A 15,362-nucleotide genomic window follows, 5' to 3' on the forward strand; every position below is an offset into this window, starting at 1 on the left:
CCATGTCCAGGAAGCTCGTTCGCACTGTCGGTCTCGTCGGGCTCGGCGCGTTGATCCCGATCCTCGCGGGGGCCGCGACGTCGACCACCGACATGTCGACCTACCGCGAACTGGACCAGTTCATGAACGTGTTCGAGCGGGTGCGCGGCGAATATGTCGACAAGGTGGACGACAAGACGCTGATGAAGGGCGCGATCGATGGCATGCTCGCCAGCCTCGATCCGCACAGCAATTTCCTCGACGCGCGCGACTTCCAGAACATGAAGACGCAGACCGACGGCAATTACGGCGGCCTCGGCCTTTCCGTGCAGCTAGAGGACGGCGCGGTGAAGGTGGTCGCCGCGACCGAGGATACGCCGGCCGCGCGCGCCGGGCTGAAATCGGGCGACTTCATCACCCACCTGGACGGCGTGCTGATCTACGGCGCGACCCTGGACGATTCGGTCGACAAGATGCGCGGCCGCCCCGGCACGCAGGTGAAGCTGACGATCGTGCGCCCCGGCCGCGACAAGCCCTTCGACGTGACGCTGACCCGCGAGATCATCACCATCAAGGCGGTGAAGTGGGAGGTGAAGAAGGGTGTCGGCATCGTCAACATCAACACCTTCCTCAATCGCAACACGGCCGAATCGGTGCGCGCGGCGCTCGTCTCGATCGACAAGGCGACCGGCGGCCAGCCGCTGGGCTATATCATCGATCTGCGCTCCAACCCCGGCGGGCTGCTCGATCAGGCGATCGACGTGTCGGATGCCTTCCTGGAGCGCGGCGAGATCGTGTCGCAGCGCGGGCGCGAGAAGGGCGATATCGAGCGTTATTATGCCAAGCCCGGCGACATGGCGCATGGCCTGCCGATCATCGTGCTGGTCGACGCGGGCTCCGCCTCGGCCGCCGAGATCGTCGCCGGTGCGTTGCAGGACCAGCATCGCGCGATCGTGATGGGCGAGCGCAGCTTCGGCAAGGGATCGGTGCAGACGTTGCTGCCGCTTAGCGAGGATACCGCGCTGCGCCTGACGACGGCGCGCTATTACACGCCCTCGGGTCGTTCGGTGCAGGAAGGCGGCATCCAGCCCGACCTGCCCGTGCCGCAGATCACCGATCCGGATTACAAGTCGCGCCCCCGCCTGCGCGAGGCCGACCTGCGCAAGCACCTCATCAACGAGGCCAAGGTCGACGACAAGATTATCCAGGACGACGAGAAGACCGATCCGCGCTTCGCCGCCACGGCCGATCAGCTCAAGAAGCAGGGGATCGAGGATTTCCAGCTCGACTATGCGGTGAACACGCTCGCCCGTCTCGGCGGCGCGGTGCCGGCGGTGAAGGTGGCGGCGGCCGCCCCGGCGCCCGCCAAGCCCGCGCCCAAGGTGGTGAAGGCCCCCTGACGGCATTCGCGCGATGACGTCCAACCTCGCCCGCGCGCGCTGGATCGCGCTGCTGCTGCCGGCCGCGCTGCTGGCCGGCGCGCTCGGCTCTCAGTTCATCGGCGGGCTGTTTCCGTGCGAGATGTGCCATTGGCAGCGCTGGCCGCATTATGCGGCGGTGGCGATCGCGCTGGCCGCCTTCGCCATGGCGAAGCAACCGCCGGTGTCGCGCGGGCTGGTGATCCTCGCCGGGCTCGCGATCCTCGTGTCGGGCGGGATCGGTGTGTTTCACGCCGGCGTCGAATATCATTGGTGGCAGGGCTTCACGACTTGCACGCAGGTGCTGGCCGGCGGATCGGGCGAGGACATCCTCGCGCGGATCATGAAGACGCCGCTGATCCGCTGTGACACCGCGCAATGGAGCTTGGGCGGCATCTCGCTCGCCGGCTTCAACGCGATCTTCTCGATCCTGGGTGGCGCGGCGGTGCTGGCGCTGGCATCACGGCGGAGATGAGCGAGACACCCCCCTCCCCACCTGTCTCCGCCGCCGAGCGCGCCGCGATGCTGCGGGTCGATCAGGCCGGCGAATATGGCGCGACGCGCATCTATGCCGGGCAACTGGCGGTGATGGGCGATCGCGGCCCGGTCGCCCGGTCGATCGCGCGCATGGCCGCGCAGGAGGAGCGCCACCGCCTCCATTTCGACGGCATGATCGCCGAGCGCGGCGTGCGCCCGACCCTGCTGGCGCCGCTGTGGGACGTGGCCGGCTTCGCGCTGGGTGCCGCGACCGCACTGATCGGCCCCAAGGCGGCAATGGCCTGCACCGCCGCGATCGAGACCGAGATCGACCTGCATTACGAGGAACAGCGCCAGCGGCTGGGTGAGAGCGATCCGCCGCTGGGCGAGACGATCGCGGAATTCCAGGCCGAGGAAGTCGAGCATCGCGAGGAGGCGATCGCGCAGGGCGCCGAGCAGGCGCCGGCCTACCCTTTCCTCTCGGCCGCGATCCGCGCCGGATGCCGCTTCGCCATTCGCGTTTCGACACGGATATGAGCGGGCCGGCCCGCGTTACACCCGACAGACATTCGCCCCGGAGCCCCGCCATGAAGATCGCCGCCTTCGCCCCCATCGCCATCGGCGCCGCGATCCTCGCCGCCGGGCTGAACCCCACGCCGGCCGCCGCCCAGCGTGGCGAGCGCGTGCTGACCATCTTCGGCAAGGACAAATGCCCCCAGTCGCAGGGCGAGGAAATCGTCGTCTGCCAGCGGCTCGACGAGCGCGAACGCTATCGCATCCCAGAGCCGCTGCGCGGCAGCCCGCTGCCGCCCAGCCAGATGGGCTGGAGCGATCGCGCCAAGAGCCTGGAATATGTCGGCCGATCGGGCGGCCGTTCGTGCGGCAACAGCGGGCAGGACAGCTGGACCGGCTGCTGGAGCCAGCTGATGAAGCAGGCCAAGGACGAGCGCGCCGGCCGCGCCACGACGCAGGGCGACACGCAGATTCCCTGAGCATCGGGCGCATCCCGACCCCCGGGGGGCGACTCGGTGCTGGCCCTTCGCGCCCGCGCCCGCTACAGCGCAGGCCATGCCCCCTCTTCTTCTCGTGATGTTCGGCGGCGCGGTCGGGTCCGGCGCGCGCTATCTGGCCGGCGTGGCCGGTCTCCGCCTGTTCGGCCCCGGCCTGCCCTGGGGCACCCTGTTCGTGAACGTCGCGGGCGGGTTGCTGATGGGGCTGCTCGCCGGCATCCTCGCCCGATCGCCGGGTATGGCCGGCGAGCCGACCCGGCTGCTGCTCGGCGTCGGCGTGCTGGGCGGCTTCACCACCTTTTCCAGCTTCAGCCTCGAGAGCTTCAACATGCTCGGCCGGGGCGAGGCCGCGACGGCGATCGTCTATGCGCTGGGCTCGGTGATCCTCTCGGTCGGGGCGCTCGCCGCCGGCACGCAGATCGCGCGGGTGGCGGCATGAGCGACGCCTTCGCCGATCAGGCCCGCACCTTCATCGTCAAGGCCGACGATGACGGGATCCGTCTCGATCGCTGGTTCAAGCGCCACCTGCCCGAAGCCAGCTTCGCGCTCGTCTCGCGCTGGGCGCGCACCGGCCAGCTGCGCGTGGATGGCAAGCGCTGCGAGCCCGGCGACCGGATCGAGGCCGGCCAGTCGATCCGCGTGCCCCCGGCGGAGGCCCCCGCGCCCGCCAAGGTCAAGCCCAAGAAGGAACGTCGCCCCGTCACCGACGAGGAAGCGGAGATGGCGCGCAACATGGTGATCTACACCGATGCGCAAGCCTTCGTGCTGAACAAGCCCCCCGGCCTCGCCACGCAGGGCGGCACCAAGACGACCGAGCATGTCGACGGCCTGCTCGATGCGTTGCAGTTCGATGCCGAGAGCCGCCCGCGCCTCGTCCACCGGCTCGACAAGGATACGTCGGGCGCGCTGCTGATCGCGCGCACCAGCCGCGCCGCCACCGCCTTCGGCAAGGCTTTCTCCAGCCGCACCGCGCGCAAGGTCTATTGGGCGATCTGCGCCGGCGTCCCCTCGGTCGAGGATGGCATGATCGAGCTGAAGCTGGGCAAGCAGCCCGGCACCGGCGGCGAGAAGATGATGGTCGACCAGAATGAGGGCGCACCCGCGCGCACCCGCTATCGCGTGGTCGAGCGCGCCGGCAACGCCGCCTGCTTCGTCGAGCTGCAACCCTATACCGGCCGCACCCACCAGCTGCGCGTCCACATGGCGGCGATCGGCCACCCGATCGTCGGCGACGGCAAGTACGGCGGGCTGGAGGCGTTCCTGACCGGGGGCATCAGCCGCAAGATGCACCTCCACGCGCGCCGCATCCGGGTCGATCACCCCGATGGCGGCCAGATCGACGTGACCGCCGATCTGCCGCGCCACTTCGCCGAGAGCCTCCAGATGCTCGGCTTCGATCCCGCCGCCGCCGACGCGCTGGTGCTGGACGAGACCAAGGCGCGCGACACGGTGGAGGGCCGCAAGAAGGCCGAGGCCGCCGCCGCCAAGGATCGCCGCCGCGCCCGCAAGGGCGAGCGGCGCGGCCGCAGCCGGACGGGCGACAAGGGCTGAGGGGAACGCGCCGGTGCATCCCGATCGCCGCTTCCGCTGGGAGGACGAGGATGCCATGCGCGCCTTCGTCGCCGCGCGCGGCTTCGCCCATATCTTCGCGATGACGGCGGAAGGCCCGATGGTCGCCCACGCCCCCGTCGTGGTGACCGAAGGCGGCGCGCTGCGTTTCCACCTCGCCCGCTCCAACCGCATTTGCCGCTATCTCGACGGCCTGCCCGCGCTCGCCTCGGTCGCCGGGCCTGACGCTTATGTCAGCCCCGACTGGTATGTCGCCGAGGATCAGGTGCCGACCTGGAATTATGTCGCGGTCGAGGCAGAGGGTGTCGCCCACATGCTCGACCAGCCCGCACTGGTGGAGCAGCTCGACACGCTCTCCGCGACCCATGAGGCGGCGCTGGCCCCCAAGCCCGCCTGGACCCGCGCGAAGATGAGCGCCGGCCGGTTCGAGGCGATGCTGCCCGCGATCATCTGTTTCGAGATTCGGGTGCTGCGCTGGCGCGGCACCCGCAAATTCTCACAGAACAAGCCCGCCGGGGATCGCGCGTCGCTCGCCACCGCGCTCGATGCCAGCGGGCGCCGCGACATGGCCGCCTTGGTGCGCGCGCCATGAACAAGCTCGCCATCTTCGATTGCGACGGCACTTTGGTGGATTCGCAGGCGACGATCTGCACCGCCATCGCCCACAGCTTCGCCAACCACGGCCTGCCCGGCCCCGGCCGCGCCGCCAGCCTCGACATCATCGGCCTGTCGGTGACCGAGGCGATGGCCAAGCTCCACCCGCACGGCACCGACGAGGAGCATCGCTCGCTGGGTGACGGCTACAAGCTGGCCTTCCAGAAATTGCGCGCCGACGGGCTGGCGCAGGAGCCGCTCTATGACGGCATCGGCGGGGTGCTCGACAAATTGGAAGCCGATGGCTGGCTGCTAGCCGTCGCCACCGGCAAATCCGATCGCGGGCTCAGCCTCTGCCTGATGGGCCATGGCTGGCTCGGCCGCTTCGTCAGCCTCCAGACCGCCGACCGCCACCCCTCCAAGCCGCACCCCTCGATGATCCATCACGCCATGGCCGATGCCGGCGCATCGCCCGAGACCACGGTGATGATCGGCGACACCAGCTACGATATGCTGATGGCCAGGGCCGCAGGCTGCACCGCGATCGGCGTGGCGTGGGGCTATCACGAGGCCGCCGAACTCGAAGCCGCCGGGGCCGACGTGGTCGTCGCCACCGCCGCCGAACTGTCCGCTTTTCTGGAGCGCCTGCCCTGATGCCCGATCCCCAGCTGTCGCCCGAAGATCGCTTCCGTCTCGAACGCACCCGCTTCGCCATCATTTCCGCCATGCGCGCGTCGGGCGTGGTGCTGATGCTGTTCGGGCTGTGGATCTGGGTCGGCGATCTGATGCGCGCGGGGGGGGTGCCGGCGGTGGGCTTCCCCATCTTCGCGCTGGGCTTCGCCGAATCCCTGATCGTGCCGCAGATTCTCGCGCGTCGCTGGCGGACGCCGCGCGGCTGATGAAGCGCTTCTACAAGGCCGTCACGATCGGGCCGGATCGCGCGATCCTGCTCGACGGCCGCCCGATCAAGACGCCCGCGCGGGCACCGCTGGCGCTCCCCACCGATGCGCTGGCGGCGGCGATCGCGGCCGAATGGGATGCGCAGGGTGACGAGATCGATCCCCGCACCCTGCCGATGACCGATCTGGCCCATGCCGCGATCGATCGCGCCGCGCCGCAGCGGGACGCCTTCTTCAGGGTGCTGGCCGGTTACGCCGAGACCGACGCGCTGTGCTATCGCGCCGATGGCCCGCCCGATCTGGTCGCCCGGCAGGCGGCCGCGTGGGACCCACTGCTCGCCTGGGCGACGGCGCGCTACGACGTGCATTTCGCGGTCACCGCCGGCATCGTCCACCAGCCCCAGCCGCCCGAAACGATCGCGCGCCTGCAAGCCGCGCTCGCCGCGCACGACGCCTTCGCCCTCGCCGCCTTTTCGCCGCTCGTCACGATCGGCGGCTCGCTCGTCACCGCGCTCGCGATCGAGGCGGGCGAGATCTGCGCCGACGCCGCCTTCGACGCGACCCATCTCGACGAATTGTGGCAGGCCGAACAATGGGGCGAGGACTGGATGGCGACCGACATGCGCGCCGCCCGCCGCCGCGATTTCACCGTCGCCGCCGATTTCCTGGCGCTTTCCGCCTGATCGGTGCGTTGCGGCAACGAAACGAAAGCTACCCTTCCTTCATGTCTTTCTGCTAGTCGGCAGCAACGAGCTACCTTCCTTTCCCCGAGGACAGTGCCGCGTGACGCCGACTTTCCCCCTGCCGCTCCACCATAGCTGGCCCTTGTTCGAGCGCGGCCAGCGTTTCGATCTGGGCCACACCTTCCAGCCCGAGGCGCGCGGCTTCCTCGACATGGTCCGCCCGGTCGAGACGCGCGCGCTGGCGCGGGCCGGCATCGGCCGCTGGTCGTGCGACCTGAACGACAACAGCCTGACATGGTCGGACGAGGTCTACGCCTTCTTCGGCCAGCGCCCCGGCACCCCCGCCCGCCGCGCCGCCTCGGTCTCGCTCTATCGCGATGAGTCCCGCGTCGTGATGGAACGGCTGCGCGCCTATGCGATCAAGCACCGTCGCGGCTTCACCGTCGACGTGGAAATCCGCCCCGACGGCGGCGACTATCGCTGGATCCGCCTGACCGCCGCCCCGATCTGCGACAAGGACCGGGTGGTGATGCTCCATGGCCTGAAGCAGGATGTGAGCGCGGAATATGCGCGGCAGGCGGTGGCTGTCCGCGCCGGCCGTTAGAACACGCCGCCGCCCAGCATCAGCCGCAGCGCGCCGATCGCCAGCAAGGCGATGTTGAAGTTGCGGCCCGCATTGCCGCTGCTCGAAAGACTGCCGACCAGCACGCCCACCACCGGCAGCGGCAGGATCAGCCAGTTCGCCCAGCCCATCAGAGGCAGGAAGGCCATCACCACGAGCGGGGTCGCAACGAGGCCGATCAGGATCGAGAGGATATTCAGCATGGCCCCAATGTCGCCCCTTCCGGCCGTTTCCGCAAGAGGTGTATTGTAATAATAACACGCCTTGCTATCTGAAGGGCGATACGGAAGGACAGGCCCCATGCGTTTCCCCATCCCGCCCCTCGCCCTGATCGCCCTGGCCCCGCTGGCGCTCGCCGCCTGCGACGTGAAGGTGGCGACGGAAAACAAGGCTGACAGCGCGGCGGTCAGCATCGGCGGCCCCGATGAGGTCGCCTCGCTCGCCACGAAGAACGGCAGCACGACCGTCTCGATCCCCGGCCTCGGCACGTCGATCACCGTTCCCAAGTTCAACCTGGGCGGCAAGACGATGAACTTGGACGGGATGCAGGTCTATCCCGGCACCGAGATCGTGACGATGGACATCAAGGACAGCAAGCGCAACGCGGACGGCGGCGGCAGCGTGCGTATCGGCTTCAACAGCGGCGACGCGCCCACCGCCATCGCGGATTATTACCGGAAGGCGGCCGCCGACGCGGGCTTCACCGTCGATGCCGCCAGCGGCACGAGCGGGGTCCACGGCACCAAGCCGGACGGCAAGGAATTCGCCGTCTCGATCGAACCCGCTGGCACCGGTTCGCGCGGCACGATCATCCTCAACGACGCGGACTGACGCAACCGATCCACGGGCTTCCTTGACGCGCGCGTCGGCGGGGCGCAGCCTCGCCCGCATGCGGATCGAACTCACCCTGCTCGGCGCCACGCTCGTGCTGGCACTCGTCAACATCTTCGCCGCCGGGCGCGCGCGCACCGCGCAATATGGGACGAAGTGGAATGTCGGCGCGCGCGATGGCGAGATGCCGCCACTCAATCCGCTGGCGGGCCGCCTGTCGCGCGCGCAGGCCAATCTCTACGAGACCTTGCCGATCTTCGCCGCCGCGATCCTCGCCTGCGCCGTCGCCGGGCGCTTCGACATGAAGACCGTGATTGGCGCGCATCTCTATTTCTTCGGGCGGCTGATCTACCTACCGCTCTACGCCGCCGGCGTGCCGGTGGTGCGGACCCTGGTGTGGACGATCGCCACGTTCGGGCTCGTCCTCATCCTGTGGGCATTGCTGTTCGGCTGAAGACCGTTCCGCGTCGATCCCGCGTCACCGCGCGTTGCGGGTGCACCAGATCAGCAGGCGGGCGAGCAGGCAGAAGCCGGGGACGTCGCTGCGCGTGGCGCGCACCCGGATGGGTGTGGAGGCCACGGTCTGGTCGGCAGTCTCGAAGTTCAGCGTCGCCATCGCCCGACTCCCCATGTCGTTCGGTTGAGGAGATCATTATCCGCGCCACGTTGCAACTGCGTGACTGCCCGCTGAACGATAATTCGGCCGACGCCCGCGACGGGCGGTGCACATCGCGGCAATCCCGTCTCAATTGGCTTCGAGCGGCGCCAGCGCCCGCGCCATCAGCCGCCGCGCCTTGGGCGTGAGCCGCACGAAGGTGCTGCGCGAATCGTTGAGATTGGGCGTGCGGAGCAGCAGGCCGACCTCCACCAGATAGTTCAGCCAGCGCAGCGCGGTCGTCTGCGGCACGGCGGCAGCCATGCACAGGCTGGAGATCGACAGCACCTTGCGCTCCCCCTCCGCCACGACGAGATCGAGCAGCATGTCCCACGCCGGCTCGCCGAACAGGCCGGGGGCGAAGATGCGTTCGCGGCGGCGGCGCAGCGCCAGCGCGTCGCGCGCGGTCTGCACCATCACCTCGTCGAACAAAGGCGCGTCGTAGGACGCGGGTTCGGCGGCGGCATTGGCGGTGACGTTGCGGGTCATTGGGCGCGCCCTCCGCCGATGGTGCGTATCTGTCCGGCGACCGACGCGGCGCTGCCGCGCTGGCTCGATCGGTCGAGCGGTCCGGGCTCGCTCCACCGCCCTTCGGGCCGGATGATGACGAACGGGTCCACCCCGATAGCGACCGCCTCCGCCAGAGGTTCCAGATCGGCGCGCATCTCGACATAATCCACGTCGGAGAAGGAGAAGCGCGAGCTGCCCGCGATCTCGCGAAAGCCGAACACGCCCCAGAAGCGCGTCAGATCGGCCCGCGAATGGCCATATGCCTGGCGATAGCCCTTCTGGCGGCAGATCTCGATTCCCTCGCGCACCAGCCGGAAGGCCAGCTTGGTCGAGCGGAAGTGGCTGCGCACCGCCAGCCGCTCGATCTTCACGAAACCGCCGAAGAAGCGCATCCTGAGGCATCCGGCGACCTCGCCATCGACCTCGCCCAGCAGGTGCATGGCGCAGAAATCGTTGCCGTCGAATTCCTCGTCATAGGGGCAATATTGCTCGCTCATGTAGGTCGCCGCGCGCACGGTGAAGACCTTCATCACGTCTTCCATGTTCCGCGCCACCCGCACCGAAAGCCGGCGGGCCGGGCGCGGCGCGGGCAGCGCCGGGGCGGCGGCGGGCATCGTCTTCTCGTCCAGCGCGGCCGCCGCCGTGCCGCTTTCGGGCAGCACCACCAGCAGATCGGCCGGCGCGCCCGGATAGAGCGTGTCGGCGCGCAGGAAGCCCATCGCCGGCACCAGCTTGTTGGTGTGCCCCGTCGTCACCCGCGTGAAGAGCGCGCAACCCTGCGGCGCCATCCGGCCGATCCAGAAGGTGAGCGCCTTCATCGCCGGGCCGAAGGCGGCCGGCGTGAACACGAGCGCCGCGTAGATCGCCGCCGGCGTCTCGCCCGGCCGGCAGACATGCGCCAGATCGGGATCGGAACCCCGGAAGCCGCCCGATACGATCGCCTGCGCCCCGGCCTCGGTCAGCGGGATCAGGCCGTTGAACACCGTCTTGCCGGCGGGGATCCCCGCCCCGCTCACGATCGGCAGGATATCGGGATTGTGCGCCAGCAGCCGTTCCAGCGTGGCATCGTCCATCAGGCCGGGGAGCACGCCGCGCGCGACCGCCATCGCCGCCTTGGCCTCGGCCACCGTCGCGGCACGCACGTGGGGCGTAGCCCGCACCGATTCCATGAGCCGTTTCATTCGCGCGCTGAACGCCAGCTTCTTGAAGCCATCGATCCCAGCGTTTACCTGTGGCTCGTGACGCATGAGTCCCGTCCCTTTTCCTGTCGTCGTCCGGCGATCCGACGTCCTTGGGGGGAATAGTTAATGGCCAACGGCCGTCCTGCCGTGCCGCAGAAAGTGAACAGGGGTGTTCAACCGGCTGATCCGGTCGGCACGGCGCCGCGCTATCGGTGGGACGACCTGCGCCTGTTCATGCTGGCCGCCGAAGCGGGCAGCCTGCGCGCCGCCGCGCAATCCGCCGGCTGCTCGATCAACACCGTGCGCAACCGCATCGAACAGCTGGAACATGATCTCGGCTTCATCGTCGCCAAGCGATCGGTCGACGGCTTCATCCTGACCGCCGAGGGCCAGGACATGCTCTCGATCGCACGGGAGATGTCGAGCGGCGCCTCCGCGCTCGATCGCCTCACCCGCAAGCGCGGCGAGCGATCCGCCCGCAAGGTGGCGGTGCAGGTGACCGAGGGGCTCGGCACCTTCTGGCTGATGCCGCGCATCGTCGATTTCCAGGCCGAGCATCCCGATCTCACGGTCGAGCTGACCTGCGACATGAAGCCGGTCGACGTCTCTTTCCGCGACATCGACATCGCCGTGCAGCTCGAACAGCCGCGCCACCCCGATCTGGTGATCCAGCGGCTCGGCACGCTCCACCTGATGCCTTTCGCCGCGCCCCAATATATCCGCGCGCACGGCACGCCTTCGACGATCCAGGATCTGTTCGATCACAAGCTGGTACTCCAGAAATCGGAGCAGGTGTCGCAGGAGGGCACCGAGCTGGTGCTGGGCAGCACCCTGCCACCGGGCACCGTCAGCATCAGCGCCAACACCAGCTCGGCCCATTACTGGGCGATTGCGCGCGGCGCCGGCATCGGCCTGTTGCCGACCTATGCGCGCGCGGTGAACCGCCGGGTCGTGCCGGTCGACATCGGCCTGAAACTGCGCCGCGACATCTTTCTGGTCTATCACCCCGACGCCAAGCGCTCGCGCGCCGCCGAGCAGGCCATCGCCTGGATCCGCGCCTCGTTCGACGCCGAACTCTACCCCTGGTTCGCCGACCAGTTCGTCCACCCCACCGACCTGGAACGCCACTTCCACGACGGCACGGTCGTGAAGCTGTTCGACGACATGCAGGACGTGGAGATTCGATAGGAAATCCCCCCTCAACATCCTGAACACCCCTAGGCAACTTTCGCGCGCGCGCCCGCGTAGCCGTACGCGCTAAGCCGGCCGGGAGAAGGGGGACAGGCATGATCGACACCGCCGCCGCGCGCTATCGGGCGCTGCTCCATGGCGGCGATCCGCTCGCCACCGCCGCGCAATTCCTGGCGCTTCAGGCCGAACAGGGCCTCACCTATCGCGGCCAGCCCGTATGCGCGACGATCCAGCCGCGCTTCCTGCCCGCCGCCGATCATGCCGCCTTCCTCGCCGCCGGCCGGATCGGCGCGGGGTTGATCGGCCGCGCCGACGCGCATTTTCGCGCGAGCCAGCCCCTGCGCGACCGCCTGTTCGGCGATCACCCCCAGCGCCACCTGCTCGACGCGCACGACCGTTTCCTCCCCGATCCCTGCGGCCGCTTCGACGCCCTGGTCGATCGCGGCGGGAGGCCGTGGTTCATCGAATATAATGCCGGGCTGTGCGGCGGCCTCTATTTCGCCGAGGCGCTGGCCGCCGCCTTCGACACGCTGGCGCCGATGCAGGCGCTGCGGGCGGAACTGCCGCTGCGCTTCCAGCCGACGTCCGCGCCTTATGTCGATGCGCTCCAGACGGCCTATTCGCGCGATTTCGGCGGCATCATCCTGCGCGCCCTGTTCCTCGCGCCCGACGGGGCGGCCGGCGATCTCTATGCGTCCCACGCCGAAATCCACATGATGGCGGCGGAGATGGCCCGGCGCGGCATCGAGGCGCGCATCCTCCGCGCCTCCGACGTGCGCCACGACGGCGCCCGCGTGGCGCAGGGTGACTGGGTCGCCGACATCGTCATCGTGCTCGACTGGCTGGCGCTGATCGCGCAGCCCGCCGCCGCGCCCCTGTTTGTGCCGCGCACGACCGGAGGAAGCTGGATCGTCAACAGCCTGGGCGCCGCCATCTACCGGGGCGGCAAGCATCTGTTCGCGCTGATGAGCGACCCCGCGATCGACCTCGCCGAAACCGACGACGAACGCCGCTGGATCGCCGACCACGTCCCCTGGACCCGCATCCTCGCCCCCGGCCCCACCATTGGCCTGTCGGGCGAGCCGACCGACCTCCTCGCCCACCTGCGCGCCGAACGCGAGCGGCTGGTGCTGAAGCCCTGTTTCGCGATGGGCGGGCGCGGCGTGATGCTGGGCTGGAAGGTGGACGCCACGACCTGGGATCGCGCGATCGAGCAGGCGCTCGGCGAACCCACCATCGCCCAGGCCCGCATCGACATGGCGAGCGAAACCTACGCCTGCCCCCAAGGCGCCACCGTCACCGACCGCGCGCTGGAAAGCGACCTGTGCTGCTACATCTGGCACCAGAGCGAGGCCCACGGCCTCCACTGCCGCGCCTCCGACACGGGGATGATGAATCTGGCGGGCGGTGGGGCGAGCGTCGTGCCGGTGTTCGTGGCGGGCTAAACGCTCAAGCGCGCCGCTTCACCCGCATCACCGCCTCGTCCAGCGCCGACAGGAACCGAGACCGATCCGTTTTCGAAAACGGCGCCGGCCCGCCCAGCTGCTCCCCGCCCGCGCGCAGGTCCGCCATGATCGCGCGCACCGCGATCTGCGAGCCGATCGAACTTGAGGTGAACGGCTTGCCTGCTGGCGACAGCACGCTCGCCCCCGCCTTGATGCAGCGATCGGCCAGCAGGATATCGGCCGTCACCACGATGGCGTCGGCGCCCGCCGCTTCGGCGATCCAGTCGTCGGCCGCGTCGAAGCCGTCGCTCACGACGACACGGCTCAACAGCGGATGGGCAGGAATGCGAAGATGGCTGTTGCTGACGATGGTGACGGCCACCTCGTGACGGAAAGCGACCTTGTAGATCTCCTCCTTCACCGGGCAGGCATCACCGTCGACCAGGATGCGCGGGGTCATCGCCGGCCGCGTGGTCCGCCCTGGGTGGGGCGTGCCGCGAAGCGGCCACGCGGGGGGCCGTCGTTCGCGCCACCGCGAGGGGCGCCACGCGGGGCGCCGCGCGGCGGGCCATCGGGCGGGCCGGCCATCGGCAGGATCTGCAACTCGCCCTCGGGATCGGCCGAGGCGGTTCGCTTGAACGCCGCCATGAACTTGGCCGCCGCGACCTTGGGAATCTCGAACGCCGTCTCCTCGTTCGAGATGCGGATCGCGCCGATCTCGGACTTGGTGATGTGCCCGCGACGGCAGAGCAGGGGCAGCAGCCAGCGCGGATCGGCATTCTGGCGGCGGCCGATGTTCATGCGGAACCAGCTCGTATCCTCGAAACCGGGGCGCGGCCCCTCGGGCCGGGCGGCGCGCGCGGCGGCGGGGCCGCCCTCGATCAATTCCTCGGCGGCGGGCAGCTTGGCGCGGTGGGCGCGGATCAGCATGGCGGCGATTTCCTCGGCGCCCTTCTCGGCCAGCAGCCGCTCGCCCAGCGCGCGATCCTCGTCGTCCAGCTCGACCGGCTCGGCCAGCGTCTTGAGCAGGCGATCGCGATCGGCCTCGGCGATCTGCGCCACGGTGGGGGGCGTGGTCCATTCGACCGACACGCGCGCGTCGCGCAGCAGCCCTTCGGTGCGGCGGCGGCGCGGATAGGGCACGACCAGCACGGCGGTGCCCTTCTTGCCGGCGCGACCGGTGCGGCCCGAACGGTGCTGGAGCGCCTCGGCATCGCGCGGCAGCTCGACATGGATGACGAGGCTCAGCGACGGCAGATCGATGCCGCGCGCCGCCACGTCGGTCGCCACGCACACCCGCGCGCGGCGGTCGCGCAGCGCCTGCAACGCATGGTTGCGCTCGCTCTGGCTATGTTCGCCGGACAAAGCGACGGCCGCGAAGCCGCGCTCGACCAGATTGTTGTGGAGGTGGCGCACCGCCTCCCGCGTGGCGCAGAACAGCATCGCCGTGTCGGGTTCGTGGAAGCGCAGCAGATTGACCACCGCATTCTCGATGTCCGACGGCGCCACCGTCACCGCCTGATAGGAAATGTCGCCATGGCCCCGCTCGGCGCCCAGCGTCGAGATGGTGAAAGCGTCCTTCTGATAGCGCCGCGCCAGCGCCACGATCGGCTTGGGCATCGTCGCCGAGAACAGGAGGGTGCGGCGGGTGGCGGGCGTCGCGTCGAGGATCTGCTCCAGATCCTCGCGGAAGCCCATGTCGAGCATCTCGTCGGCCTCGTCGAGCACCGCCACCTTCAGCGCCGACAGGTCGAGCGCGCCGCGCTCCAGATGGTCGCGCAAACGCCCCGGCGTGCCGACGACGATATGCGCGCCCTGCGCCAGCGCCCGCCGCTCGCGCATCGCATCCATACCGCCGACGCACGACACGATGCGGGCATGCGCCTTGCCGTAGAGCCACTGGAGTTCGCGGGCGACCTGCAACGCCAGCTCGCGCGTCGGCGCGATCACCAGCGACAGCGGGAAGGCGGGGCGATCCATCCGCCCGTCCTCCGAAAAGAGCTGCGGGGCCATGGCCATGCCGAAGGCGACGGTCTTGCCGGAGCCGGTCTGCGCGGAGACGATCAGGTCGCGCCCGTCCGCCTCCTCCTGAAGCACGGCGGCCTGGACGGCGGTAGGGGCGGCATAGCCGCGCTCGGTCAGCGCCTCGACGATGGGCGCGGGTAAACGGCTGAAAGGCATGATGTGTAGGTGGTGCTTTGCTGCTGGGGGACAAGGCGGCCCGGAGCCGCATTTGACCCCTCCTAACACAGCTTGCGCGAAAAGTCGTGCGCGATGGCGAGGGCGCGTTCGGGCGCC

Annotated in this window: 21 protein-coding genes; 15 read left to right on the forward strand and 6 right to left on the reverse strand. The window is 69.5% G+C overall.

Going from position 1 to position 15,362, the window contains the following annotated elements; translation table 11 throughout:
* The first annotated feature begins 2 nt into the window (after window positions 1-2).
* The 11 genes from PQ455_RS09625 (at window position 3) to PQ455_RS09675 (ending at window position 7,233) form a co-directional block, all read left to right on the forward strand.
* Window positions 3-1,379: a S41 family peptidase gene (locus PQ455_RS09625; protein WP_273685860.1), complete on the forward strand. Its 1,377-nt coding sequence runs from the start codon at window positions 3-5 to the stop codon at window positions 1,377-1,379.
* 13 nt (window positions 1,380-1,392) lie between these two features.
* Window positions 1,393-1,872 (forward strand): disulfide bond formation protein B, encoded by a 480-nt coding sequence (locus PQ455_RS09630; RefSeq protein WP_273685861.1) that lies wholly within the window; start codon window positions 1,393-1,395, stop codon window positions 1,870-1,872.
* Window positions 1,869-2,411 (forward strand): demethoxyubiquinone hydroxylase family protein, encoded by a 543-nt coding sequence (locus PQ455_RS09635; RefSeq protein ID WP_273685862.1) that lies wholly within the window; start codon window positions 1,869-1,871, stop codon window positions 2,409-2,411. Before PQ455_RS09630 ends, PQ455_RS09635 begins: the two co-directional genes overlap by 4 nt.
* A gap of 50 nt (window positions 2,412-2,461) precedes the next feature.
* Complete coding sequence (locus PQ455_RS09640; protein WP_273685863.1) at window positions 2,462-2,866, forward strand: hypothetical protein; 405 nt, start codon at window positions 2,462-2,464, stop codon at window positions 2,864-2,866.
* 76 nt (window positions 2,867-2,942) lie between these two features.
* On the forward strand, window positions 2,943-3,323 hold the full coding sequence (crcB, locus tag PQ455_RS09645) for a fluoride efflux transporter CrcB (RefSeq protein ID WP_273685864.1): 381 nt from the start codon (window positions 2,943-2,945) through the stop codon (window positions 3,321-3,323).
* Window positions 3,320-4,435: an RluA family pseudouridine synthase gene (locus PQ455_RS09650; RefSeq protein WP_273685865.1), complete on the forward strand. Its 1,116-nt coding sequence runs from the start codon at window positions 3,320-3,322 to the stop codon at window positions 4,433-4,435. Before crcB ends, PQ455_RS09650 begins: the two co-directional genes overlap by 4 nt.
* Before the next feature lie 13 nt (window positions 4,436-4,448).
* Window positions 4,449-5,045, forward strand: a complete 597-nt coding sequence (locus PQ455_RS09655; protein WP_273685866.1) for an FMN-binding negative transcriptional regulator — start codon at window positions 4,449-4,451, stop codon at window positions 5,043-5,045.
* Complete coding sequence (locus tag PQ455_RS09660; protein ID WP_273685867.1) at window positions 5,042-5,701, forward strand: HAD-IA family hydrolase; 660 nt, start codon at window positions 5,042-5,044, stop codon at window positions 5,699-5,701. Before PQ455_RS09655 ends, PQ455_RS09660 begins: the two co-directional genes overlap by 4 nt.
* On the forward strand, window positions 5,701-5,946 hold the full coding sequence (locus PQ455_RS09665; protein ID WP_273685868.1) for a hypothetical protein: 246 nt from the start codon (window positions 5,701-5,703) through the stop codon (window positions 5,944-5,946). The genes PQ455_RS09660 and PQ455_RS09665 overlap by 1 nt, the downstream gene beginning before the upstream one ends.
* Window positions 5,946-6,629, forward strand: a complete 684-nt coding sequence (locus PQ455_RS09670; RefSeq protein ID WP_273685869.1) for an ATP12 family chaperone protein — start codon at window positions 5,946-5,948, stop codon at window positions 6,627-6,629. Before PQ455_RS09665 ends, PQ455_RS09670 begins: the two co-directional genes overlap by 1 nt.
* A 100-nt stretch (window positions 6,630-6,729) precedes the next feature.
* The gene (locus PQ455_RS09675) at window positions 6,730-7,233 is read left to right on the forward strand and encodes a PAS domain-containing protein (RefSeq protein ID WP_273685870.1); all 504 of its coding nucleotides are present in this window, start codon (window positions 6,730-6,732) and stop codon (window positions 7,231-7,233) included.
* On the opposite strand, the gene PQ455_RS09680 is transcribed toward PQ455_RS09675, so the two are convergent.
* Window positions 7,230-7,454, reverse strand: a complete 225-nt coding sequence (locus PQ455_RS09680; RefSeq protein ID WP_273685871.1) for a hypothetical protein — start codon at window positions 7,452-7,454, stop codon at window positions 7,230-7,232. The two genes, PQ455_RS09675 and PQ455_RS09680, sit on opposite strands and share 4 nt — an antisense overlap.
* Window positions 7,455-7,551: 97 nt before the next feature.
* Here PQ455_RS09680 and PQ455_RS09685 point away from each other — a divergent pair, with 97 nt between their 5' ends.
* Together PQ455_RS09685 and PQ455_RS09690 are read left to right on the forward strand one after the other, a co-directional pair.
* Entirely contained in the window at window positions 7,552-8,082 is a 531-nt protein-coding gene (locus PQ455_RS09685; protein WP_273685872.1) for a hypothetical protein, read from the forward strand.
* A gap of 22 nt (window positions 8,083-8,104) precedes the next feature.
* On the forward strand, window positions 8,105-8,536 hold the full coding sequence (locus tag PQ455_RS09690) for an MAPEG family protein (protein ID WP_420542778.1): 432 nt from the start codon (window positions 8,105-8,107) through the stop codon (window positions 8,534-8,536).
* A gap of 24 nt (window positions 8,537-8,560) precedes the next feature.
* On the opposite strand, the gene PQ455_RS09695 is transcribed toward PQ455_RS09690, so the two are convergent.
* The 3 genes from PQ455_RS09695 to PQ455_RS09705 form a co-directional block, all read right to left on the reverse strand.
* Complete coding sequence (locus tag PQ455_RS09695; protein WP_273685873.1) at window positions 8,561-8,698, reverse strand: hypothetical protein; 138 nt, start codon at window positions 8,696-8,698, stop codon at window positions 8,561-8,563.
* A 129-nt stretch (window positions 8,699-8,827) separates the two neighbouring features.
* The gene (locus PQ455_RS09700) at window positions 8,828-9,226 is read right to left on the reverse strand and encodes a winged helix DNA-binding protein (RefSeq protein WP_273685874.1); all 399 of its coding nucleotides are present in this window, start codon (window positions 9,224-9,226) and stop codon (window positions 8,828-8,830) included.
* Window positions 9,223-10,494, reverse strand: a complete 1,272-nt coding sequence (locus tag PQ455_RS09705) for a GNAT family N-acetyltransferase (RefSeq protein WP_273685875.1) — start codon at window positions 10,492-10,494, stop codon at window positions 9,223-9,225. Before PQ455_RS09705 ends, PQ455_RS09700 begins: the two co-directional genes overlap by 4 nt.
* A 60-nt stretch (window positions 10,495-10,554) precedes the next feature.
* Between PQ455_RS09705 and PQ455_RS09710 the strand changes: the two genes are divergently transcribed.
* Both PQ455_RS09710 and PQ455_RS09715 read left to right on the forward strand, forming a co-directional pair.
* Complete coding sequence (locus PQ455_RS09710; RefSeq protein ID WP_273685876.1) at window positions 10,555-11,616, forward strand: LysR family transcriptional regulator; 1,062 nt, start codon at window positions 10,555-10,557, stop codon at window positions 11,614-11,616.
* Between the two features lie 98 nt (window positions 11,617-11,714).
* Window positions 11,715-13,064, forward strand: coding sequence for a hypothetical protein (locus PQ455_RS09715; RefSeq protein ID WP_273685877.1), 1,350 nt, complete (start codon window positions 11,715-11,717; stop codon window positions 13,062-13,064).
* 4 nt (window positions 13,065-13,068) lie between these two features.
* On the opposite strand, the gene PQ455_RS09720 is transcribed toward PQ455_RS09715, so the two are convergent.
* Both PQ455_RS09720 and PQ455_RS09725 read right to left on the reverse strand, forming a co-directional pair.
* Entirely contained in the window at window positions 13,069-13,524 is a 456-nt protein-coding gene (locus tag PQ455_RS09720; protein WP_273685878.1) for a YaiI/YqxD family protein, read from the reverse strand.
* Window positions 13,521-15,245: a DEAD/DEAH box helicase gene (locus tag PQ455_RS09725; RefSeq protein ID WP_273685879.1), complete on the reverse strand. Its 1,725-nt coding sequence runs from the start codon at window positions 15,243-15,245 to the stop codon at window positions 13,521-13,523. Before PQ455_RS09725 ends, PQ455_RS09720 begins: the two co-directional genes overlap by 4 nt.
* Window positions 15,246-15,362 lie beyond the last annotated feature (117 nt).

It is taken from the genome of Sphingomonas naphthae (assembly GCF_028607085.1).
Lineage (GTDB): Bacteria > Pseudomonadota > Alphaproteobacteria > Sphingomonadales > Sphingomonadaceae > Sphingomonas_Q > Sphingomonas_Q naphthae.